The following is a 23,977-nucleotide window of genomic DNA, read 5'->3' as shown; positions in this document are numbered from 1 at the left end:
AGTATAGCATATTAATATAAGGAATAAATACAATGGATAATAATCAGAATCAAAGAAATAACAATCCGCTCGGAGGCGGATCCAATTCACCGAGAAGACAGAACATAATTCTTCTTTTGGTGGCAGCTCTTGTCACGATGGTCTGCATGTCCTATTTCCTCAGGGCATTCTCAGATAATACCAACAAAGAAATAACCTATAGCGAATTCATCCAAATGGTTGATGACGGTAAGGTGGAGAAGATCGTCATTGATTATGACAAGATAGACATATATCCCAAGGAATCCAAAGACGAGGATAAGCTTGGCGCAGGATATTCATATTGGACAGGTAATTCAACCGTTACCTACTACACAGGTAAAGCGGAGGAAGACAGCGTCCTTACGGAAAGAATGCTGAAGGCCGGTGTAGAAGTCAGCAGCAAAGTTCCGGACAATTCCGGAATAATCCTTTCCGTTATATTACAGTATGTTGTACCGATCCTTCTTATGTGGCTTATACTTTCCATTATCTTCAGAAGAATGGGAAGAGGCGGCGGACCGCTCAGCGTCGGTAAGAGCAACGCCAAGGTATACGTACAGAAAGAAACCGGAGTAACATTCAAGGACGTTGCAGGTGAGGACGAGGCAAAAGAGTCCTTGGTAGAGGTTGTGGATTTCCTTCATAACCCTTCCAAGTACGTCAAGATCGGAGCGAAGCTCCCCAAGGGAGCACTTCTTGTGGGACCTCCCGGAACAGGTAAGACACTTCTTGCCAAGGCTGTTGCCGGAGAAGCACACGTTCCTTTCTATTCACTCGCGGGTTCCGATTTCATCGAGCTTTATGTCGGTGTCGGAGCAAGCCGTGTAAGAGACCTCTTTAACGAAGCAAGTAAAAATGCACCTTGTATTATTTTCATAGATGAGATAGATGCGATCGGACGTAGCCGTGACAGCAAGTACGGCGGCGGTAACGAAGAGCGTGAGCAGACACTTAACCAGCTACTTTCCGAAATGGACGGATTTGATTCATCCAAGGGTGTGCTTATCCTGGGTGCTACCAACAGACCCGAGATTCTTGATAAAGCGCTCCTTAGACCCGGTCGTTTTGACAGAAGAATCATCGTTGACAGACCCGATCTTAAGGGTAGAGAAGAGATACTTAAGGTTCATTCCAAAGACGTCAAGATGGATGAGACCGTTGATCTTAAAGAACTTGCACTTGCAACAGGCGGAGCCGTAGGTTCCGATCTTGCCAACATGATCAACGAAGCTGCCATCAACGCAGTTAAGGCTGGAAGAGAGTGCGTTAACCAGAAAGACCTCATGGAAGCCTTTGAACAGGTTATTGCAGGTAAAGAAAAGAAGAGCTCAATCCTCAGCAAAGAGGAAAGAAAGAGCGTCAGCTACCATGAAGTCGGTCACGCTCTTGTCAGCGCGGTACTCAACAACACAGAGCCTGTTCAGAAGATTACAATTGTTCCCAGAACAAAAGGATCTCTTGGATATGTTCTTCAGCTTCCCGAAGATGAGAATCATCTTAAGACCAAAGAAGAGCTTATGGATGATATCATTATCGCGATGGGCGGACGTGCTGCAGAGGAACTTATATTTAATACCGTTACAACAGGTGCAATGCAGGATATTGAGGATGCAACAAGCACTGCCAGAAATATGATCACACTCTACGGTATGAGCGAGAGATTCGGACTTATGCAGCTTGAATCAATCCAGAACAGATATCTTGATGGAAACAGAGTTCTTCAGTGCAGTGATGAGACAGCTACACTCATCGATGAAGAAGTAAAGAACATTTTGGCAAAGGCCTATGACAAGGCAAAAGAAATTCTCAGTCAGCACCTTGATACAATGGATAAGATTGCACAGTTCCTTATTGAAAAAGAAACCATCACAGGTGCGGAATTCATGAAGATATACCGTGAGGCCGAGAATATTCCCGAACCTACGGAAGAAGAGAAGGAAGCCAATAAGAGTAAAAGGCTCTATGCAACGAGACCTGAATCAGCGAAGGTCGGAGAAGACATTCCTGTTAAGACAAAGGAAGAAACTAAAAAAGAAGATTTGGTTTCCGAAAACGAAAAAAATGAGGCGGCGCCTTCATCCGACAAGACCGAAAACACGGAAAACAGCACAAAAACCGACGATAATACAGATCAATCTGTTACATCAGGCGGACTGTTCTCCCATGTTCCCGATAATTTCAACAAATAATAATGACACTGTAATAAAAGGCAAGGCTATAGCTGAACTTCACAGCTATAGCCTTTATTTTTTGCCATAATCATGCACCTTCTTGCGCGCTTCAAAGAATCCAAAAATTAACAATCTGACGACCGGTCAAAAAAATACTTGATAATCTTTAATAAAATTGTTAAAAACTATTGCAATATTTGTTAAGTGTGTCTATAATGTGAATTACCGATAAGTTTTGAGGGGAACGAGTCGGTAGATTAAAAATAGTTATGTAATAGTTTTTCGAATAGTTTTTGTTGGAGGAGAAGTGCATGAAAAAGACTAGCCTTTGGTCTCTTGCTCTTAAGAGACTACTTCCTATCATCTTAAGTTTATCATTATTGATCGCTAATTTTGATTCTCTGCAAGTAAGCGCAGGTGAACCCGATGATGAGCACACAGTAGAAGAGCACACACAGGAACCTGAAGAAGATGAGCAGGAAGACAATTCGGATGATGAAGAAAACGGTGATGATCAGAATGATGATCAGAATGATGATCAGAACGACGAAAGCAATCCGAATAATAACAACGATAGTTCTGTTCCGCCCGTTCAGAACGGAGATAACACACCCGTAGAAGGCAATCCTGCAAATGGTGAGCCCACGGATGGAGAACCCGTTGACGGTGAGAATGGTAATCCTATAGATGATCCCAATCTTGTTTCTGATATTCAGGGTCAGCAGCGTGCAATGTTTGGCGCGGCTCCTCTTACTATGGGAAACGGAGATGGTACAGATCCTACAAACTCAGCAGAGCCTGAGATCCAAAGAAGTATCACTATCAATTTCTCAATCGCAAATGAATATGAAAACAGTGGCCTGACAATTATGGGTCCTAACGGAAGTATTGCCTCTAACGGACAATACGTTATTTCTGATGGAGAAATAAACGCGGAGCCGGATGGTGAATCAGAAACAATAACATTATCTGCAGGAAGCAGATCCTTCTCTTTCAATCTTAATCAATACTATGAACTGGATGATGTTGCTTTTTCAGGTGACGGAAGCATAGAAGAAAACGGAAATACTATCACATATACATTTGAAAATATAGAAGAGTCTAAGGATGCAGAGACTCATGATTATTCTTGCACTATTTCAGGCATAGTAATTAAGACAGATACACAAGGTCCTTCAATAGATAATGTAAGGGTTGCTAAAGCGGCAACGGAAGAGGAAGAAGGAACACCTTATTATGAATGCAACGAGACAGGAAAAACATTCTTCTCAAAGAACGCCTCAGATCTTGTTGTAAAAGCTGACGTTGCAGATGAAGAAAATGGTTCAGGTGTTGCATCTGTAGAGATTAATGTTAACGGACAGAAGCAGCAAATGAATAAGACTTCCGGCGATACCTATGAGTGGAGACCGAATTCTCCCGGAAACTATACAATTGGAAATATTGAGGCAAAAGACAATGCGGATAACCCGGCAGAAGAGCCGGTAAGCCAGCAGTCACTCTGCCTTTATCAGGATAACGAAGCAAACAATCTTACACTTTCCATTTCCGATGAAGATTGGCATTCAGTAACACAAAAAGGAGACATATCACTTAAGATAGACGGAACAACATATAGAAAGATTGAAAAGATTATCGTTTCTGACTCTAAGGGAACAGTTGCGGAAGTAACTGATATCGCAGATTCTTTTAGCGGCAATAATTTTGCTCTTCATCAGTCTATCGATCTTCCAAACAAGGAGGGCGAGTTTGAATATTCTGCGAAAGTGTTATTCAAAAAAGACGACCATGAGCAGACAATAAACGGAAACAAGACAGCCAAGATTGACAATACTGCACCGCATGGAAAGGTAGAGGTTACAGACACTCAAAAAGTTTCGGCAAACGGTGGAAACACATGGCCATGGCCTTTAAATATTCCACAGCAACTCTTTTTTTCAAACACAAAAACAATTGCACTTATAAAAGTTCCTAAGAACTGCGATGAAGCAGAAGATGACAAATCGGTAAGTGGATTCTATGAGATAACATATACCCTCAATGGGGAAACATACACAAAAAACATACAAAACGGATTGGATCATAGTTATACCGATAATGAATACTATGTGTTTACTCAGGAAGTAGGATCTGACGAGGAGGGAGTACATCGAATTAGAGTAACGAGCTTGTCAGATGCTGCAGGAAACCTGGCCACAACTATAGAAGGTGGCGAGGGAGACTTCGTAGTTGATGGTGATAAGCCCGATGTTACTTTCACTTATAACGACAAAAAACAGGAAAGTGATGACAGACTGTTCTTCTCCGGAGAGCTTTCGGGAACAGTAAAAATATCCGATCTTGATCTTAATCCTGATTCTGTAGTGGTAAAGGGACAAGATATAGACGGAAACGATAACTCAGATATAACTATTACAAAGGTATCTGAAAAAATTGATAACACCAATGCATGGATACCGGGCAACGAGAAAAAGGAAGTTGTCTATAGCTTTAATACCGGAAAAGACGGTGAATATGTTATTTATGCAAAGGCAGAGGATATGGTTCCCAATCCTCCGATTGAGGCAAAAAGTAGTATCTTGATCCTCGATAATAAAGCACCTGAGATTGAGATTTCTTACGATAAAGACACACCTTCAGAAGGCGGAGATTCCTTCTACAATTCTAACGTCGGAGTAACTGTAAAGATAAACGATAAGTGGCTTGATAAATCAAAGTCGGTAGTTAAGATCAAGAAGGTTGATCAGTTCGGCGCAACAACCGATCTTGGACCTTTCAATGACTTTAGCGGAGAGCTCGGTGACGAAGAGCATACATTCTCATTCACGACAGACGGAGACGGTGAATACATCGTTTATGTAGAAGCTTATGATATGTCAGGAAATCACTCCGAGAAGACTGGATCAAAGTTCACAGTTGACGCAACCGTTCCTGAAGTAACGATCACTTTTGACAAGAATGATCCCATGAACGAGAAGTACTACAACGAGACCAGAACAGCAACGGTAACCGTTACAGACTTCACATTCTCAGAGGAACTTGCAGGCCTTAAGGTTGAGGAAAAATACGGCACAGCAGATATCGGAGGATGGACTCAGTCAGGAGCGTTTACATATACATGTACGGTAACCTTTGAAAAAGACGGTCAGTACGAGCTTTCTTGCCAGAGTGAGGATAAAGCTCATAACAAGTCAGAGGAAAAATCAGAACCAGAATTTGTTATCGATAAGACAGCGCCTCAGATACAGGTAAATTATAACGGCGCAGAAGCTGCGAACGGCAACTTCTATAAAGATACAAGAATAGCATCTGTAAATATAAAAGAGATGTCTTTTGACGACAAGCTCGTTGAGATCACGACGCAGCCTCTTAGCGAGGGCGGAACACTTCCTGCAACCGGCGGATTCAGCTCATCGGATGACCAGAACATAGCAAGTATCACCTTTGATGAGGACGGAACTTACGGTTACGTGATCAACTGTACCGACCTTGCGGGTAATAAAGCAGAGAACTATATTTCAGACGTGTTCATTATCGATAAGACCGTACCTGAGGTTACATTCTCAGGCGTAGAGAATAAATCTGCGAACAACGCAGAAGTTGCTCCCAGCGTAAAGTACGGCGATAAGTACATTGACCTTGAGAAATCAAACGTTGTTCTTACCGGAGCAAATAACGGTGTAATAAGTGTCGGCAACAGCATCACACCGACAGAAGACGGATTCATCGTTAACTACAGCGATTTTGCTCATGATAAGTCAATGGATGATATGTACACTCTTAAAGCGTATGTGTATGACAAGGCCGGAAACGCAGCAGAAGAAGAACTTGTATTCTCTGTAAACAGACACGGTTCAGTCTTTGTTGTCGACGAAGGAACAAGAGCGCTCAATGAGATGTTCTATGTAAAAGAGCCTGTGGATGTCAAGATCACTGAGATCAATATTGATGATCTTACGGCTAAGAATGTATCAGTTTCAAGAGATAACAGTGACGTGATAAGTCTCAAGGAAGGCAAGAATTACACAGTAAGTAAGCAGGGAGACGACGAATCCTGGAAGACATTTACATACACAATAAAAAGAAGCAACTTTGAAAGAGACGGTGTTTACTCAATATCAATCAGTACTCAGGACAGAGCTTCCAATAAGCAGGACAACAAGTCAAGAGATGCGGATGTTACTTTCGCTGTAGATATGACTTCACCCAGCGTAGTAGCAGCAGGTATCGAAGAAAATGGTATATACGAAGAGACATCACACAGCTTTAATGTTGACGTTAATGACAACATGGGTGTTGAAAGTCTTTTGGTATATGTAGACGGAAAAGTAGTCGGAAACTACGATCAGCTCGCAATCGACAGCGGCGAGGACATGAGCTTCACACTCGACGAGTCTGAAGAAACAAGAACAATCACAATGATCGCAGAAGACTTTGCCGGAAACAAAGAGGTTAAAGTTATTTCGGGAGTTTTGGTATCAACAAAGCCGATCAATATTAAGGGAGTTGGCGGAAACACCCGCATTCCCGGAAAGACACCTAAGCCTGTAGCAGATACAATGCGAACAATCTTGTTCATCATACTTGCAGGCGCGTCAGTAGCTTCAGTTGCCGGAGCAAGCGTATTGATTTACAGAAGGAAGATTAAGTAAAGATACAAAACAAATAAAAAATTATTTGCAAATGTGCAACATAAATGAAATCAGAATTGTGTTAGTAGTATAAGGCAGTGAAAAAGAAATATACAGCCGGGAGAGAGCAATGAACAAACTGTTAAAACTCATGCCAATTGCATTAGCGTTTATGATCGCCATAAGACCGATGGGGGTTTGGGCAGCGGAAGAAACAGACGCTGCTGCAAGTGGTAGCAGTGAGGGTCAGGCGAACATCGAAATTTCAGTAGGAGAAACAGAGAATTCCTACGGAATGGAAAGCGGTGAAGAGAGCACAGAAGAACAATATGCAGTTTCTACAGTTGAAAACGCAGTTGATGCCGGGAACGGTGTTGTTCAGATAAACTGTGTATACAGAGATGATGATGGCAACAGTCATATCATCAAAGGCTCAACCGGTTTTATCGTTGGAACAGTCGGAGATAATGCAAAACAGTATCTTATAACAAGCAAACAGGGAATAATCGCTGATAAAGATACAAGAAAAGCTGCTATCAGAAGCTTTGGCGTTAGCAAAGCTGATTTAAAAGACAAGATTGATAACATTTCATATGAAGTAGTAGTAACAAAAGACATGTCGGTTGACTGCTCGTTATATCAGCAAAGTGATGAGCTAGACATGGCAGTGTTCTCACTAAGCGAGAATCTTGCAAACAGAAAACCTCTTTCGATATACACGTCGGATGATGGCAATACAACAAATTTACCATATGCAACTACAGATTATGTACATTCAATCGGTTTCCCGGATGCAATAAGTTATGATGCCAATCCTGCAAAGTACGACAAGAAAGACGTCATAATTTCATCCGGAAAGATCAATAATATTCACAGCATGAATGATGTTTACATCATCACGCATGATGCTGCGGTCGGTCCCAATAACTGCGGTGGTCCTCTCGTAAATGAGAAGGGTGATGTAATCGGAATGAATGTTCTTAAAAAAGACGGACAGTATTCCGTAGCAATTGATTCCACCGAGATTGTAGATGTTCTCGATGCTTTTGGAATTGAATACAACAAACTTACACCGAGCACGGTTAAGCCTGTCGAGGAAGCAACAAACGAACCATCTGTAATATTAGTGTCCACAGGACCGGTTACCCCACCGGAACCGGCTAAAACACCAAAGTGGTTGATTGCGGTTATTATAGCAGTAAGTGTACTTCTTACAGCAACAATTGCAGCAGTGGTATTTCTTCTTTCCGGTAAGAAAGTAGTTCTTACAGAAGAAGAAAAGCAGAAGCGAGCACAACAGAAAGCTGAAAAGAAAGCAGAGAAGGAAGCAATCAAGGCAAAGAAAAATGAGATAGAGAGACCATTTCCTAAAACACCGTCAGGAAATACCAATAATAATCAGAGTGGTGGAACAGGAATGGAAACCAATATGCTTTCTAAGGAAGATGAATCAAGTACGACACTTCTTTCAGAAGGACCTGTTATCAGTAAGGGACAGAGCGGTTCAATCAATGGCGGAACTCTAATCAGAAAGAAGACAGGAGATAACATCGTTCTTTGTAAAGCAGAAACAACTATCGGAAAAGATTCACTTCATGTTGATTATTGTATAAGAGATAACAGCGCAATAAGCAGAGTGCATGCTGCATTTACCGTTAATTCGCAAGGCGTATGCATAGAAGATAGGAATTCTACTAACGGCACTTTCGTAAACGGTATCAGACTTGGGGAAAATGAGTCTAAGATGCTTAATAAAGGGGACATAGTAAGACTGGCAAATGAGGAATTCGAATATAGAAAGTAATGCACTAAGATACAAACTCATAGTGTATGGAAACAAACTATATAAAGAAACAATAATTCCTGAAGACGTTAAAACAATTGTGATAGGAACGTGCAAGGAAGCACAGATCAGATTGCCGGAAAAGTTATATTCAGAGGCTTTCCAGATCACGATTGAAAAACAAGATAAATCCTATGTGATGGTATGTAGGTCCGGTAATTACATCTTAACCGATGACGGAAACAAGGAATACATGCATGAACTGGAACCGGGAGACAGGGTACAGATCTGTTATGAAGGAACAGACATAACAGCTATAAGAATAGATTTTTCTTTGGATTTCGGAAAGGTTCAAGACGATTATTGTCTTCACATTGAAACCGGTAATACTTCGGTAATATCGATTGGCGGAGCTGATTGTGATATCAAGATCAATGATCCGATCATAGGATCAGAGAAGTGCGTAATAAGAAAAGAAGGAAACGGTTATCTGGTTGATGCTTCAGAACTTAGATTTGGTGTGGAGATTAACGGAATAACTTGGAAAGGAAGCGCGATCAAATTAGAGAACAAGCAATTCCTTACCATCTACGGAATTTCCTTTTATGCGATTGACGGAGAATTATATACATTATCAGATGGCAGAGTGGAGACCAATCTGAAGGGCTATGTCATTAAGGAGCAGAACAATCAGTTTAAATATCCGGAATTTATCAAGAATGTCAGATTACAGTACGTTCAACCCGAAGAAAAATTGAGCGTGATCCCGCCCAAAGCGGAGGCGCAGCAGCAATCATTTCTCTCACTTATATCCATGCTACCGATGTTCATCATGATGTTTATGATGATGGGAATGAGAAGCAGGATGTATGGCGGCGGATCAGGCGGGAATTCGTACATGATAATGTACGGATTGATGTACGGATGTACAGCCGGAATGTCCGTAGTGATGTTCTTTGTTAACAGAAAAAAAGTTAAAGAACAAAACAAAAAAAGAATAGAAGTATATAACGAATATCTTAGAAAAAAAGATGATGAGATAAAAAAAGAGCGAGAAGAAGAACGAGTAATCTCCCAGAAAATGAATGTTTTACCTGAGGAGATGATAAGCCAGATACAGAACTTTGATGCCAGACTTTTTGAAAAACGTAAAGGCCACAAAGATTATCTTGATGTTCCGATAGGAGTCGGAAAAATAGATGCCTTTAATCAAGTCGAATTCAGAGAGCAGGATGAACTGGATACAACAGATCCTCTTATGGAATATCCGAAAGAGCTTCATGATAAATATGAAAGTATTGAGCAGATGCCTGTAGTACTTCATCTTAAAGATGTTAACGCTATGGGATTTGTCGGAGATAGAAGAAGATTACTCAGCATTGCCCGAAATATTATGCTAACCCTTTCGGGACAACACTTTTTTAACGACGTTAAGTTTTATCTTTTGATACATGAAGAAGATGTTGCTGAATTTGAGTGGACCAGATGGCTTCAAAATATTGCAGACATGGGAATCCGCAATATCATGTATGACGCTGACAGTAAGAAGGTCATACTCGACAAAATGTATAATGAGCTTTCCGCCAGAGAGGGCGGAGGCGATGGAATAGAAGAAAGAAAAAAGAGCAGTTCCACACATTATGTGGTTTTTGCATATAGATCAAAAGAACTTATAGAACACCCGATTACAAATTATGTTAAAAGAGCAAAAGAACTTGGATTTACGTTTTTGTTCTTTGATGAACATAAAGAGCTTTTACATGAAGATTGTGACGAACTTGTTTATCTTGACAGTGAAGGAAACAGAGGATTTATCCAAGAGACAACAGATGCAGTCAAGATGCAAGGTTTTGAATATCCTGAGATTACACAGAAGCAGGCAACAGATGCCGCCATCAAACTGGCATGTGTTCATATAAATGAGATCAGCCTGGAAAGTACCTTGACAAAGAATATATCGTATTTTCAGCTCTACAACATCTTAACACCTTATGATCTTAAAGTAGGTGAGAGATGGGCATCTGCAAAGATATATGACGGAATGGCAGTTCCGATAGGAGTAGATGCATCCGGAAGCAAGGTTTGTTTGGATATACACGAAAAAGGCCATGGACCTCACGGCCTAGTCGCAGGAACAACCGGTGCCGGAAAATCAGAGCTACTTCAGACATACGTACTATCAATGTGTACTAATTTTCATCCGTATGAAGTCGGATTTATCATCATCGACTTTAAGGGTGGTGGAATGGCTAACCAGTTTAAAAAGCTTCCACACCTTAACGGAGCTATCACAAACATTGACGGTAAGCAGGTCAACCGCTCGCTTATGTCCATTAAAGCCGAGCTTATGAAAAGGCAAAGATTATTTGCCGAAGCGGAAGTCAATGCCATAGACAGTTATATTGACCTCTATAAAAAAGGCGAAGTAAAGATTCCGCTTCCTCATCTAATTCTTATCGTCGATGAGTTTGCCGAGTTGAAAGCTGATCAGCCTGATTTCATGCAGGAGCTTATCAGTGCGGCTCGTATAGGTCGAAGCTTGGGAGTACACCTTATACTTGCGACACAGAAACCGGCCGGCGTAGTTAATGATCAGATCTGGAGTAACTCGAGATTTAAGCTTTGTCTTAAGGTGCAAGATAAGAGTGATTCAAACGAAGTACTTAAATCACCTCTTGCCGCCGAGATCAGAGAACCCGGTCGATGCTATTTGGAAGTAGGTAACAATGAGATATTCCAGCTTCTCCAATCCGCATACAGCGGAGCTCCGGCAGGAGTGGGAGTGGTTGATCAGACCAGTAAATTTGATCTGTCAATGGTAAATCTTGTTGGTAAAAGAAGTATTTTTTACCATCAGGAACCGGAAAAAGAGGATGCGACCCTCACCCAGTTGGATGCGGTTGTTGATTATATAGCAGAGCATTGTGCTAAGGAAGGAATAGAAAAACTATCACCGATATGTTTGCCGCCTCTTGAAGAAAACATTGTTTACAAGAGTAAGGATAAAGGCGTTAAAGATACAGATGTCATAGTTCCTATCGGAATATATGACGATCCTGAAAATCAGGCACAGGAAGTAGTTTCTCTTAACCTTACAAAAGAGAATACGTTTGTGATCGGATCTGCCTTAAGCGGAAAGACCAATCTCATACAGACTATTGTAAGGGGGATTACAGATAACTACGGTGCGGATGAAGTTTCACTTTACATTATAGATTTCGCATCCATGATCCTTAGAAATTTTGCATCTCTTTCATATGTCGGCGGAGTTGTGACAATTAAAGATGAAACAATGCTGCGACAATTATTCTCTATGATAAACGGAATGATTGATGAAAGGCAGAAGGCTTTCGCAGATCTGGGACTCAGTTCATTTTCTTCATACAGAGAAGCCGGATATAAAGAGCTTCCGCAGGTTGTTGTAATTATGGAGAACTACGCTGCTTTAAGATCCGCATATGAGGATTATGAAGAGCAATTTATTACACTATGTCAGGATGGATTGGCGGTTGGTATATCTGTAATAGTTACTAATCCCACAGCTTCCGCAATCGGATTTAAGATTCTGACAAACTTCGGAAGAAAGATCGCATATTACTGTAATGATTCCAGTCAGTACGGCGGTTTATTTGACAGATGCCGGTTAGAACCGGACGAAGTGGCGGGAAGAGCCATAACAATAGTAGATGGACAGATAAGAGAGTTTCAAACTTATCTTTCGTTTGATGCTAAGAAAGAGATAGAGAGAATAGACAAGATCAAGGAATATGTCAAAGAGATCAATACTAAGTGTGGCGATGTTCACGCATATAGAATTCCGACTATTCCGGAAGAAGTTACTGAAGATTATATCGAAGAACATTACGACAGCCAACTTCAGCAGATCAGAGAGTACAACATACCGATTGGTATCAGCTATTCGACTATCGAACCTGTTTATTTGCAATTACAAAGATCAACACTGTTCTCTTGTATGGGTACAGATGAATCTGACAGGTTAGCGTTTATTAAAAGCACGGTTTACAGACTTAATAAATATAAAGATGTGGCTCCGACAAAGCTGTATATCGTAGACAGCGTTAATAGGGAGTTGTCATTTGCACAAGACCTCGATATAACAGCGGGTTATGCTATTACGGCAGGTACCGTCAGCGAGTATATCAAAGAAATCAGTGATGAGGTCGGAACTCGATACGACGAGATGGAAAACAATCCTGACGTATTGTTTGGTAAACCGATGTTGATACTTATCATTAATTCACCATTAGCAGTGGATATGATATCACAAGATATCGAAACCTCTCAGCGTTACGATTTTATCGTAAGCAAATTAAGAGGCTACAGAGCTTGTATTATGCATTCCAATCTTGAGAACACTGCTATTACTTTCAAGTCAGGCGAGATACTTAGACAGGTTTCGCAAGAAGCAACGCATATCATGTTTGAAAATGCAAATATGATAAAACCTGTTGAAATACCGCTTGCATTTGCAAGGAAAAATAGCAAGAAGCCGGAGAATGGAGATGCGTTTTACATAGGAACAGGCGTAATCGATAAAATTAAAACAATTACGTCATAACCCAAAATAATAAAAGGAAAAGGAGAAAGAAAAAATGAGCAATGCAGTAGGCGCAGTAGGAGCCAGCTATAGCGTTTTGGAACAGTGTATATCTGAAAGCAAGACGCAGCTACAGGAGATGGAGCAGCTTTATTCCAGAGCAATTAATGAGAAGTTGTCTCCCGAAGTAATGAATGGTGCAGAGGTAGAGCAGTACGAGGCAATTGTTGCCGACATCAAGAATAAGCTTGATATCATAAATGCCAATATTGCATCATTTACAAAACAGCTTGCAAAGACATCTGTATCTCACAAAGCTAACGAGAGTCAGAATGTTAGTGCACTAGTTAACGGTTATTTAAGTGGCGTTGGCGGAAACGCATAAGAAGGAGGAAAGAAATATGCCAGGAGTAATGGAACATTTTGTCGATATCGGCTTAACAAATCAGAAGGGATCAAAGTGGGAGCAGTATGCTCATGAAGCATCTCTTATCATTAAAAAGCATTATAATACAATTGCAACAGCAGCTGCACAGGGAATTATCGGAGCTGCATCTAATGTACTTAGCAATGCGAATGAGACTGTTAATCCCGGAATGCTTAAGCATACAGATAAGATGGCTGGTTTAGGTGCCGGACTCAAGAAGGCGGCAGTTAACGCATCTAATATGGATTCTGAGGTTTCAAGAACATTTAATGTAAATGCTTGAATTTTATATGTTTATAAGTCCGGACCGGAAATTTGTCCGGACTTATAAACCCTTATGGGAGGAAAGATATGTCAGATAACGGAATGGATAATTATGATGCTGCGGCAGAAGCGGAAAGAAGACGACAAGAAGAAATCGCACATCTAAAAGCGGAAAAAGCGTATTTAGAAGGAAGAATCAATGCCCTTGAAGGTTATAAAGCTGAGCTTGAAGGGATAATAGAGGCAACGACCGGAGAGGTTCTTGAACCGGAGATTGATTACGATATGATGGTTGTTCTCGATATCGCTCATTGGAAAGGTGATCGAGAAAGAGAAGGCGAGAATAAGCGATATGATAGCACAGATAAAATATCGGGTCATAATTCGGAAATACAAACTGTAATTCAAAAAATAGAAGAATTACTGAGAAAGTATTATGAAAGACTAAGAGAAGTTGAAGCACGATTAAGAGCACTTGGGGCTTGATAAAACGGGGCTAAGATGGACAATAAAGCAATAATAATATTTAAAAGTAAAAAGAATGAAACAGGTATTGATATAGAGATACCTTTAAATATTTCTGCGAATGAATTGATCTACGGATTGAATCAGGGAATACATTTAGGAATAAATATGGACGATCCCGAGCAGTGTTATCTCAGAATGGAAAACCCGATAGGTTTTTTGAGAGGAGATACTATGCTAAATGAGTACGGGATAAGAAACGGATCTGTGATATATGTGGAGTAAATGATGAAGGCATTAATATTTGTCAGCTGCGATGAAGAATATGCGGAAAGCGTAGTGGGAACTCTTTCGAGAGAAGTCTCGGGAGAATATAAACTTGAAGTGATTACCGATATGGACTATCTGAATAGTTATTTAGAGACTTCCCACAAGATAGATACATTGATTCTTGATGAAAAACTTCGAAAAGATTTTTCAAATCAAGCTGTCAGTCACTTGTTTATTGTAACCGAGACAGATATGATCGGTGCCGACATTATCAGTAAATATGCGGGAGCGCAGGGTATACTGAAAATCTTGGGCTCAAAATATCTCAGACGCAGAAAAGGATCCGAGCAAAACAGCAGAACAACAATACACGATATAGTAAGTATCAGCGATACGGAAATTAAGACAGTAGCAGCCTTGACGATTGCAGGACAGCTCGTAAAGTTTGGCCGAAAAGTTCTTTACTTGTCCGCGGATAATCTTCAGGACTTTAATTATGCGATGCCGGAAAAAGAATGTTATTCCGAGGAAGATCATGCACTCATAATAAACGCGGTATCCAAAGGAATAACCGGCGAGCTTTCCAAATTAATAAAGAACAACGGGTTTGATTATGTTCCACAGTTTAGACATCTGCTGTCATCATATGGAATGACTTCTTCTACAATATTCCGATTTGCTGAAATAATCAGAAGATTAGATATATACGATGAGATAGTGATAGAGCATCCGTATGGGTTTTCTGCGGATAGTATCACAAGACTGGCAAACAGTAAAAGCACGATTATTATAACTAGCAACAAAGATGGTGCAAACAGAAAACTGGAAAAACTCTTGGATAATACAAGAGAAATAACAGAGAATAGTCTTCTTGTTATGTATTCTGAAAATGGAAAATACGAAATAAATGAATCCGAGAAATCTATGTACGGCGTAAATATATGCGAGAAGATAAAAGACGTTTCGGGAAGCATAGAAGACTTGATCGAGAATAAAGTACTACGAGATACAGCTGAGGCACTTCTTTAAATAAAGAGGAAACAATAAATGAAAAAGAAGCAATTTAAAAACCATGTATTATATGAGATTTCAGAAGGAGATCATGTCTCCAATCTGGGAATTAATTCCGTGCTTCGCCAAAAAGAATACATGTTGCCAATACGCGATATCGATTACAACGGAAAACACAGCATTATCTGCGCCACGGACAATCTGGTAAAAGAGACTGAAAGAAGTATCAGCGAGTCAAAAATAGCGATACTTATCAAGTCCCTTTCGGAACTGTTACGTGTGTGCAGCGAAAGTGCTTTTTTGGATTATACATATATAGATTTAACCGATGAAACAGTATTTTTTGACAGACAAGAAAATGTATATCGGTTTCCGCTTATTCCTGTAGATAACGCCGAAGAGCTTTCTGATAGAAAGGAATGGCTGGATTGTTTAAAAAAATTTTTACTTATGGGACTGGCTGAGAATAGCAATAACAGATCTCTTTTGCAGTTTAGAGAAGGACTGGAGAATGCGGATGATATTGTTTCATATGTAATTGAAAAAGCACCATCGATAAAAATAATAGATGAACTCAAAAGAGAATCTGAGGAAAATAGTATCGAACTTGAATACGATGGTCATTACGGTACATTTTCTCTTTTTATATGTAAGGATGAATTTGTTATCGGACAAGCAGATGATTGCGATGGTATATTACGCATGAATCCGACAATATCGAGACATCACTGTAGGATAAGACATACAACAGACGGCTGGGCAGTTGCTGATATGGGAAGCAGTAATGGGACCGGCGTTGATGGGATTCAGCTTAATCCCAATCAATTTATACCGATCCACAGCGGTGATAAACTAAGGATATCGGATATGGACTTTACGGTTCAAATTGGATGATCAAACATTAACGAGAGTAACGCTTATAACAAGGAGGATTATACATGGGTTTCAACGACGGAAAATTTTACGACGCAAAACTTTCAAGAGATTATTATGAAGGACTAAGGAAATCCCGTAGGGATTTTGATGATAACGCAGACCTTGTAAGGATAGCACATGATGCTTTTGATTCCAACGCGCTTTACAACGGAGACACCGCACGAGCTCATAAGAGATTCATCAAGAACGGCTGCGGAAAGATGCTCAATGATGACACCAAGATGATGGAAGAAATGACTGCGCATCAGGAATACATGATGAACACTTTTGAGGGTATGGTCGATGCAGATCCCAATGCCAGGATAGAGATAAATACTCTCGATACTATCAATCGAGATTTTAAGGCTTTTCACGGAAGATTTAAAGAGCTTACCGAACATACCCATAAAGTAGTAACGGATCTGAATAATGAATTCGGAGCTGAAGTCGGAGGATTCCCATTTCCTAACGGCCCTGCTGCGCTTGAACCTCTGACATTACTTTGCGGCGGAGAAGATCCGGGCAAAGGCTATCTTAAAGATTGTCAGAACATGCTCATATCTTATGATGATACTGTGCACGGATACTTAAAGACAAAAGAAATTCCCTATAATACTCTGGACTTAAATAAGAGAGTCAAGGCAACTAAGCAGATCATAAATGCATATGCATATGCAGATCCCGATGTAGACGGAGTAAAGATCGATCAACTTGAAGGACCGAAAGCTAAGGCGGTCAAGGTGGTCAACAAGCGAATGGATGATTTCTGTTCTGAAATAGAGAAATATTTTGATAAAAAAATAGATCAGAGCACTGTGATCGGTGATGGTAAAAACTCCGATGACGGTTCATTCTTATGCTCTTTTGAAATGATAGAGGCATCAAAGAGCCCTCAGGCTAAGGCAGTTTTGTCTTCACCTTATTATACTCCCGCCAAAAAGCTGGTAACAGAAAACGCAAAGCCATATATTGCTGATTCCAACGCTTATAAGATTACTCCAAGAGACACCGCTATTGCATTTGGTGTTGCAGGCGCTGCACAGAGCTATGTAGAAAGCGGAAACATCTCAGCGATTGGAGATAATGCGGCCAATTTCTATGAGGCATTCCAGCAGGGCGGAGCGAGCTATGTTATCGATAGCGTAGCAGGCACATGCAGTATGCCCGGAGCACAGAATAATATCATGAACCTGTTGGCAACAAATAACGGCGGACAGGTATATGAGATGACCTATGACGATAACAATGTACTGCCTGATCCTACAGGAGTACAAGGCCTAATTAATTTAAATACAACTACCGCAGGAATAAACGGTCAGATTACAAATACATGGAATAATATCGGAAGTACTGTTGGAAGCCAGGGTCAGGGCAATATAGGAGCAGCGTTGGAAAATCTCTTCCAGGCGTTTGGATATATTACGGTCTTTGGTTCATCTTTCTTTAATAGCAATGCAGGCTCTAGTGCAGGTAGTCCTTTTAAAGGAATTGATCCTAAGATGCTGACTACGAAAATGATTAAAGGTGCTAGTTTGAATGAGGAGGATGAGGAAGAAGAGGATACTACTATTACGACACCTCCCACAAATGTTACGAACGTTAATAATACTACAAATACTACAAGAACTACGAATGCACCGAACAATACATATACAGGCGGACAGACTACGATAACAAGTTTATCAAAAGCTCAAGAATTATTACTTATAGATCCGGCAACCGGAAAGTATGGATTTGAAGAGCTTGCTGAAAGGATAAGAAACGGAGAGCAGCCTACCAAAGAAGAGCTGGATGCTTTAGCAGAGATCTTTGAATCGTATTTTGGAAGATTAGAGGATGGTACTGCAAGACCAATCGATTACGAAGTGGCAGGACGCTTGTTGAAGGTTTTGGTAGATGCACAAGAGACTCCAGGTAGTTATCAATATATAGTAAATGAAGAGCTATCCAAAAAAATACTAAGCAGATTAGACCCGAATTCGCTGGCCGCATTAACCATAAACAGGTTGAAATTTAAAGGTGAACTTGGCGATGAAGTCGCTAATGGTAAAGCTCATTCAATGGAGATGCTGTCCTTTAGCATAACAAAAGATAGAGCCGGAATCGCATTAACAATGAATGTTGATAGTAATAATGATGGAAATGCTGATTTCACTTATCATAAAGGAAGAATAGTATCATTGGAGAGTGCTACAACTTATATTCAAAAAGAACGCGCCAAAGATTCTAAGTTTGGAAACGGTGTTCCGACAGAGGAACTTGCTCGTATTCTGACTTCAGTACAAACAAAGAATGATATGAACTTTTTTGAGTGCTTAATAAATGATGGAAACTATGATGATGCATTTTCATTAACGGACGAATTAACGTTAACGGCGCAGATGGGACTTGCAGATTATCATATGTATTTTTATGAAACTGATGCAAACGGTAATTTAGTGGAAAATGAGAAGACGAAGGAGTTTATAAAAATATTAAACAGTGCTTTAAAGGGAGGCGAGAGCACAGACGATGTTACTGCACGTCGTATGTATACAAATTATTTATATACAGCGGCAGAATTGAGAGCAGCAAGTTATGCGTATTCTTTTTCATGTTATGGAAAAGATGCAAATCTTGGCCTTACTGATGAGCAATGGAACGCATTAAACGGTCAATATATAAAAGAATTAAATTTGGCGAATTTGTATGGACTATTTGCTGAAAAAACAGGAAATATTAATGGCTTTGCGTATTACCAAGTAGATGGCATAAAACAGATTTCAGAACCGGGTGGATTGGCAATAGATTTTAAAAAATATGATGCGACAGGATTTGATCCCACAGCAAATCATCCGGTGCTCGTTTTTGAGCCGGGCAAAACCGAAACTCATGTGTTTTATACATTTGATGGAGATTTGGCAACTGGTCTGCAGAATCAAAATATGGATTTAGCTAATAGAGTTGACGAATTACTTGATGAAAAAGCCAAAAATGCGTTAAAAACACTTGCTAAAGATGCAGTCAATGGAGTGGCGGCCTTTTTTGGCCCAGAAGCCTTAATTTTAGCGGCAGTAATAAACCTTGGAATAAGTGGCTTTGATGCTACTCAGAAAAAAATATCATTAAATGCTGCATATACAAATGCGATAAAGGCTGCAAGTCAGAATACGGAGTGTGCGGCTATTTTATCCGGATTAAATACCGCTAGTAATGTTGGATCGGCAGGAATCAATTTACTATCTGATTTAATAATATGGAATCAAAGTGTTGCTGATTCTTTAGCTAGACAGAGTGAAGAGTCACTCGAGTATAGAGCGTTATGGTTTGGAACAGGAGCCTATACTTATGTAGGATCAAATAAAATAGATATTATTTATAATCCAACAATTGTTTCGCCTAGATGTGTGAGTCATATCGCTGATTGGAATGAAAAAGGATTTGCTGGTGTGATGGGATGGACTAATACAGATGAAATAATTAGTTATCTTAAAGAGAATCATGGAAGTGCATTGGGGGATGATGATATAAAAGAAATAGAAAAGATTCTTAATGGCGGAGACGGCTTCTCAGTACTGGAATTAGATGATTATAGTGAATTTAACGGTTATATGAATCATATTCAAAATGCGTATAATGCTATTAATGGGGATGAAAAGGATATAAATGTAATGACAGAATGGAGCGAATTATGCCAGCAGTAAAAAATAATCAATTAGTGACAGGTATTTTTATAGCTATTTTCTTGATGTCCTTTACGATAGGAGGTTGTTCAAGAGAAAACCCGAAAGAAGTAGGATATTATATCATCGATGAAAATTTGAATATTATTAATCCCGATACTCCATTTGAACTTGAACCCGGAGATTTTTCAAAAGAAGGATACACTTTGGGAAAAGGATGTAATGCGCAATATATGATGAACACCAAGGGAGAGATAATAAGTGGTCCTGATGATTCATATGCCGGAAGAAACTTTGGTGAAGATGGCTATTTTAAGACGGGCAAGGGATATTATGATAAGGACTTTAACTTGGTGGTAGAGATTAAATATATGGATGGAGATATTGCACCTTCAAGGATTGGTGACGCCCCAAAGTCTTTTTCGAAAAATGGATTAGCAGCAGCACAGGTATTGAGAGCAAAAAAGAATGGAACCGGTATGGATAAAGTGTGGGGATATATTGATAATACCGGTGAGTTTGTAATAGAGCCTCAATATAAGGAAGCAGAAGATTTTGGCGATAATGGGTATGCGTTAGTAGAGAATATGGACGATACGTTTGAATTTATTGATGAGAACGGAGATGTGGTTTCGGAAAAATATTCAAATGCTTATTCTTTTAGTGACAACGGTCTGGCTTTTGTGTGTGAATTAGACACAAAAAGGGCAGGGTACGTTAATGATAATTTTGAATATGTAATAGAGGGAGATTACAATTCTGAAGAACCCTTTGCGGACAATAACCTTGCAGTTGTTACAAAAAAGATCGATGGGAAACTCAGATGGGGATTCATTAATGAAAAAGGTGAACAGGTTATTGATTTTCAATTTAGTGCTGCCCCATATGGTTTTGTAAATGGATATTGCGTAGTTGGTAAAGACGGTAAATGGGGATTTATTGATGAAACAGGTAATTATATATTTGAGAAAAAATTTAGCAGGCAACCCAATTCTTTCTCAGAGGATGGCATAGCATTGGTTCAGGATGACAACGGTTTATATGGCTATATAAAAACTGACGGAACATGGCTATTAGAGCCGCAGTTTGAAAAGGCAACAGACTTTAGCAATGGTTATGCAGGAGTGTGGTTAAACAAAAAACAGAAACTTAAAAAGCAATAATATAACTATAGATTATCAAAGTTAAGAAGAAAGAGTTTTATAACAAGAAAGCGGGGATGAAAAAATGTCAAAAGCAGCAGGGCTTAACCTGAGCAATGGTAGCACCCTATATTTGGATAACAGCACATATAAGGCAAGGCAAAACCAGTTACATCAAACTGCAAGTCAGCTGAATTTTAGTAAAGCACCTTTTGAGATGGAGAATGAAGTATGCGGTACAGAAGGAATGTTTCTGCTTGCCGATTATTGGCATGGGGTTTCAGATTCAAGTGATTACCTGCAGGTATTTTTGACCAAAGATGTAAATAAGATAAATAATGATGTGCAGAATTCAATAAATCAGACGGATGCCAAAATAGCAGAATCGTTTTCTACCAATGAACGCGATTATATTCTTCCTGCGGCAAAGGCTGTGATACCTTATACACCACCATATGTTTCAGTTACCACAATAAATAATAATCCGGGAACTGTTTTTTCTCTTGAAGAATATCTTGCAGCATTTTTGAGCGTATATGATGTTGATCAAGAGACTATGGCACTCGCAGAAGAGTGGATAGAGGCATATAAGGCAGGAGACCCTGTTATCATCCAGAAGATGAAAAAGTATCAGAATCTTTCTGCACAGCAGTGGGAGAATCTGTCTGAACAGGAATTAAAAGAGTTCACTGCTCTTACGGTTGTTTATACATGGTCCAATTACGTTGTGGAACAAGGCGGAGAAAGTGTAGAAAATTATGATACATATAAAGAGATCTGCGAGAAGATGACCGCGAATCTCTATTCATTTAAGCCAATTACTGAAGGATATGATTACGTTGAGGCAACGCCGGATTCAGCACTTATCTTTGCTTTGAAGACAGCCATGGAGAGCATGGGGATGTCAGATTCATTGGCATTCAATGTGGCAACAAAGGTAGAGAATGACGGTAACTCATACATTGTATATGATTCTCAATATCAGCCTAATCCCAAAGACGTTAACGTTGCATACAGCTTTGATGAGAGCGGATTTGTAAGTGTAAACATCGAGGATAGTTATGTTACAGATTATCCATTACACACAAATCAGTTTTTGGCTACAAGTAGAGACCATGCAGCTAATTATATGAATAGTCAGAGAGAAGCAAATCCCGGTTGGGATAGCCATGGCATGAGTGATGATGAACTTGTCGGAATGTATCAATCAGTTATGAACCCTAACGATCTGCAGGCTATGACCAATATAGCGATATCAGATAAAGATTTTATGGTTAATGGCAAATATGCTTTTGACATAGATTACTGGGAAGATGATACATCTCATACATGGAATTATGATAGAGGAATAAGTGATACATTTAGTGTGGCTCTTGGTGAGATGGGATCCAACATGTTGTACAGACAGGATACCGGGAACTATGAGAGCTACATAAATGCAGCATTGCAGAGCAGTATAAACGGAAGCAGACATAATATAATGCTTGACATTGCAACCGGCGCCGGAGTCTATGCTGATACATGCTCTATGGCGGTGATAAATGATGAGGCAGATCCACTAGGAGGTGGAAATGATTACCCGCTCCACATGCAGCTAAATGCAGCGAATGCAAACTTTGGTGTGTTCAGCCAGATGTATGAGAAGTTTGATGACGATACGAAATATACAAATATTGATATCGGACATATAACATACTCAAATCAGACAGGAGATATTAATTTTAATATTACCGCTGATACAGACAAGACAAACTTTTTCTTTTGGCATGATAGAGAAGAAGGAAAGACTATCACGATTGATTCAACTATAGAATCCGGAAAGGAAGCTATAGATGACTACGTTGAAGGAAAGCAGGCACAATTAAAGAAAGAGCTTCAGCGTAAGCAGGAAGATCTTGTAGTAGATACAGTTATAGATCTAACAGGATGTATCAATCCATATCTTAAAGACGGTATATACTTTGTAAAAGATTCCATGGCAGAAAAAGACGTAACGATGGATTCTGTTAACCTGGTTAAAGATGGAATTAAGGTTGCTTGTAGTGAAAGTAAGAACTTTAACCGTGGTATTGGAGGAGCAGTTACTATTTTTGGTGCAATCTCTAAATATAATAATATGCTTGCCACTTATGAAGCGGATAAGGAGAACTATAACCGCATAGAAAAGCTTGAGCTGTTCTATAACTACAATACCGCTTCCGGAACAGTGGGATTATATGATTATGATACTATCAGAAAGATTCAGGATTGGAATCAAAACGGTATTGTTGAGATTCTTGGAGAAGATTGCGGAAAAACAAATGAGCAGATCTATCAGTCAATGTATACAGCAAGCGGGGAACTTAAAAACCCTGTGCTTGAAAAGATTGCAACCGATCTGTGCGATCAATCGTTTGATGATCTGAATAACAATCCGACTGCCGAGGATATCGCTACGGCTTACAGCACGATTGAGGAAGAATCGGGATATACAAAAGACGAGATCAATAATGCTATTGATGTCTTAGTAAATGGATACAGCGAGAATGGAGAATATCATGTTGTAACCGATATTCCTTTTGAACTTCAGCATGCATGTCTTGATGCGTTACAAGAAGGCGATTCAAGCATTGATGTTTATTACGCTTGGGAGACATATTATCAGAATCAATAATAAA

General features: G+C 39.8%; 13 protein-coding genes. All 13 read left to right on the top strand.

The genetic code is table 11. The annotated features are described in order from the left end of the window. The first annotated feature begins 32 nt into the window (after positions 1-32). The 13 genes from ftsH (at position 33) to D6856_RS13960 (ending at position 23,973) form a co-directional block, all read left to right on the top strand. Positions 33-2,210, top strand: a complete 2,178-nt coding sequence (gene ftsH / locus D6856_RS14020; protein ID WP_092246583.1) for an ATP-dependent zinc metalloprotease FtsH — start codon at positions 33-35, stop codon at positions 2,208-2,210. A gap of 293 nt (positions 2,211-2,503) precedes the next feature. Next, positions 2,504-6,844: an Ig-like domain-containing protein gene (locus tag D6856_RS14015; protein WP_120687407.1), complete on the top strand. Its 4,341-nt coding sequence runs from the start codon at positions 2,504-2,506 to the stop codon at positions 6,842-6,844. A gap of 109 nt (positions 6,845-6,953) precedes the next feature. Next, positions 6,954-8,627 carry an FHA domain-containing protein gene (locus tag D6856_RS14010; protein WP_120687406.1) on the top strand — a complete coding sequence of 558 codons (1,674 nt, stop codon included), beginning with the start codon at positions 6,954-6,956 and terminating at the stop codon, positions 8,625-8,627. After that, positions 8,602-13,185, top strand: a complete 4,584-nt coding sequence (essC, locus tag D6856_RS14005) for a type VII secretion protein EssC (RefSeq protein ID WP_120687405.1) — start codon at positions 8,602-8,604, stop codon at positions 13,183-13,185. Before D6856_RS14010 ends, essC begins: the two co-directional genes overlap by 26 nt. Positions 13,186-13,219: 34 nt before the next feature. After that, on the top strand, positions 13,220-13,549 hold the full coding sequence (locus D6856_RS14000; protein WP_120687404.1) for a hypothetical protein: 330 nt from the start codon (positions 13,220-13,222) through the stop codon (positions 13,547-13,549). A gap of 16 nt (positions 13,550-13,565) precedes the next feature. After that, the gene (locus D6856_RS13995; RefSeq protein ID WP_120687403.1) at positions 13,566-13,874 is read left to right on the top strand and encodes a hypothetical protein; all 309 of its coding nucleotides are present in this window, start codon (positions 13,566-13,568) and stop codon (positions 13,872-13,874) included. Between the two features lie 68 nt (positions 13,875-13,942). Continuing rightward, positions 13,943-14,341, top strand: a complete 399-nt coding sequence (locus D6856_RS13990; RefSeq protein ID WP_120687402.1) for a hypothetical protein — start codon at positions 13,943-13,945, stop codon at positions 14,339-14,341. A 15-nt stretch (positions 14,342-14,356) separates the two neighbouring features. Continuing rightward, positions 14,357-14,605 carry an EsaB/YukD family protein gene (locus D6856_RS13985; RefSeq protein ID WP_120687401.1) on the top strand — a complete coding sequence of 83 codons (249 nt, stop codon included), beginning with the start codon at positions 14,357-14,359 and terminating at the stop codon, positions 14,603-14,605. Positions 14,606-14,608: 3 nt separating this feature from the next. Then, entirely contained in the window at positions 14,609-15,619 is a 1,011-nt protein-coding gene (locus D6856_RS13980; RefSeq protein ID WP_120687400.1) for a hypothetical protein, read from the top strand. A gap of 18 nt (positions 15,620-15,637) precedes the next feature. Further along, complete coding sequence (locus tag D6856_RS13975; RefSeq protein WP_120687399.1) at positions 15,638-16,495, top strand: FHA domain-containing protein; 858 nt, start codon at positions 15,638-15,640, stop codon at positions 16,493-16,495. Between the two features lie 44 nt (positions 16,496-16,539). Beyond that, entirely contained in the window at positions 16,540-20,199 is a 3,660-nt protein-coding gene (locus tag D6856_RS13970) for a hypothetical protein (RefSeq protein WP_120687398.1), read from the top strand. Beyond that, complete coding sequence (locus D6856_RS13965; RefSeq protein ID WP_158588966.1) at positions 20,187-21,341, top strand: WG repeat-containing protein; 1,155 nt, start codon at positions 20,187-20,189, stop codon at positions 21,339-21,341. Before D6856_RS13970 ends, D6856_RS13965 begins: the two co-directional genes overlap by 13 nt. A 64-nt stretch (positions 21,342-21,405) precedes the next feature. Further along, positions 21,406-23,973 carry a hypothetical protein gene (locus D6856_RS13960; RefSeq protein ID WP_120687396.1) on the top strand — a complete coding sequence of 856 codons (2,568 nt, stop codon included), beginning with the start codon at positions 21,406-21,408 and terminating at the stop codon, positions 23,971-23,973. Positions 23,974-23,977: the final 4 nt, after the last annotated feature.

Origin of the sequence: Butyrivibrio sp. XB500-5 (assembly GCF_003625505.1) — a bacterium.
In the GTDB taxonomy this organism is placed as follows: domain Bacteria; phylum Bacillota; class Clostridia; order Lachnospirales; family Lachnospiraceae; genus Butyrivibrio.
This window is presented reverse-complemented; position numbering and strand designations above follow the sequence as displayed.

Coding starts and splice junctions, on each gene's coding strand:
- D6856_RS13995 (WP_120687403.1), top strand. CDS start 13,566: ATGCCAGGAGTAATGGAACATTTTGTCGATATCGGCTTAACAAATCAG.
- D6856_RS13980 (WP_120687400.1), top strand. CDS start 14,609: ATGAAGGCATTAATATTTGTCAGCTGCGATGAAGAATATGCGGAAAGC.
- D6856_RS13970 (WP_120687398.1), top strand. CDS start 16,540: ATGGGTTTCAACGACGGAAAATTTTACGACGCAAAACTTTCAAGAGAT.
- D6856_RS14015 (WP_120687407.1), top strand. CDS start 2,504: ATGAAAAAGACTAGCCTTTGGTCTCTTGCTCTTAAGAGACTACTTCCT.
- essC (WP_120687405.1), top strand. CDS start 8,602: ATGAGGAATTCGAATATAGAAAGTAATGCACTAAGATACAAACTCATA.
- D6856_RS14010 (WP_120687406.1), top strand. CDS start 6,954: ATGAACAAACTGTTAAAACTCATGCCAATTGCATTAGCGTTTATGATC.
- D6856_RS13975 (WP_120687399.1), top strand. CDS start 15,638: ATGAAAAAGAAGCAATTTAAAAACCATGTATTATATGAGATTTCAGAA.
- D6856_RS13985 (WP_120687401.1), top strand. CDS start 14,357: ATGGACAATAAAGCAATAATAATATTTAAAAGTAAAAAGAATGAAACA.
- D6856_RS13965 (WP_158588966.1), top strand. CDS start 20,187: ATGCCAGCAGTAAAAAATAATCAATTAGTGACAGGTATTTTTATAGCT.
- D6856_RS13960 (WP_120687396.1), top strand. CDS start 21,406: ATGTCAAAAGCAGCAGGGCTTAACCTGAGCAATGGTAGCACCCTATAT.
- D6856_RS14000 (WP_120687404.1), top strand. CDS start 13,220: ATGAGCAATGCAGTAGGCGCAGTAGGAGCCAGCTATAGCGTTTTGGAA.
- ftsH (WP_092246583.1), top strand. CDS start 33: ATGGATAATAATCAGAATCAAAGAAATAACAATCCGCTCGGAGGCGGA.
- D6856_RS13990 (WP_120687402.1), top strand. CDS start 13,943: ATGTCAGATAACGGAATGGATAATTATGATGCTGCGGCAGAAGCGGAA.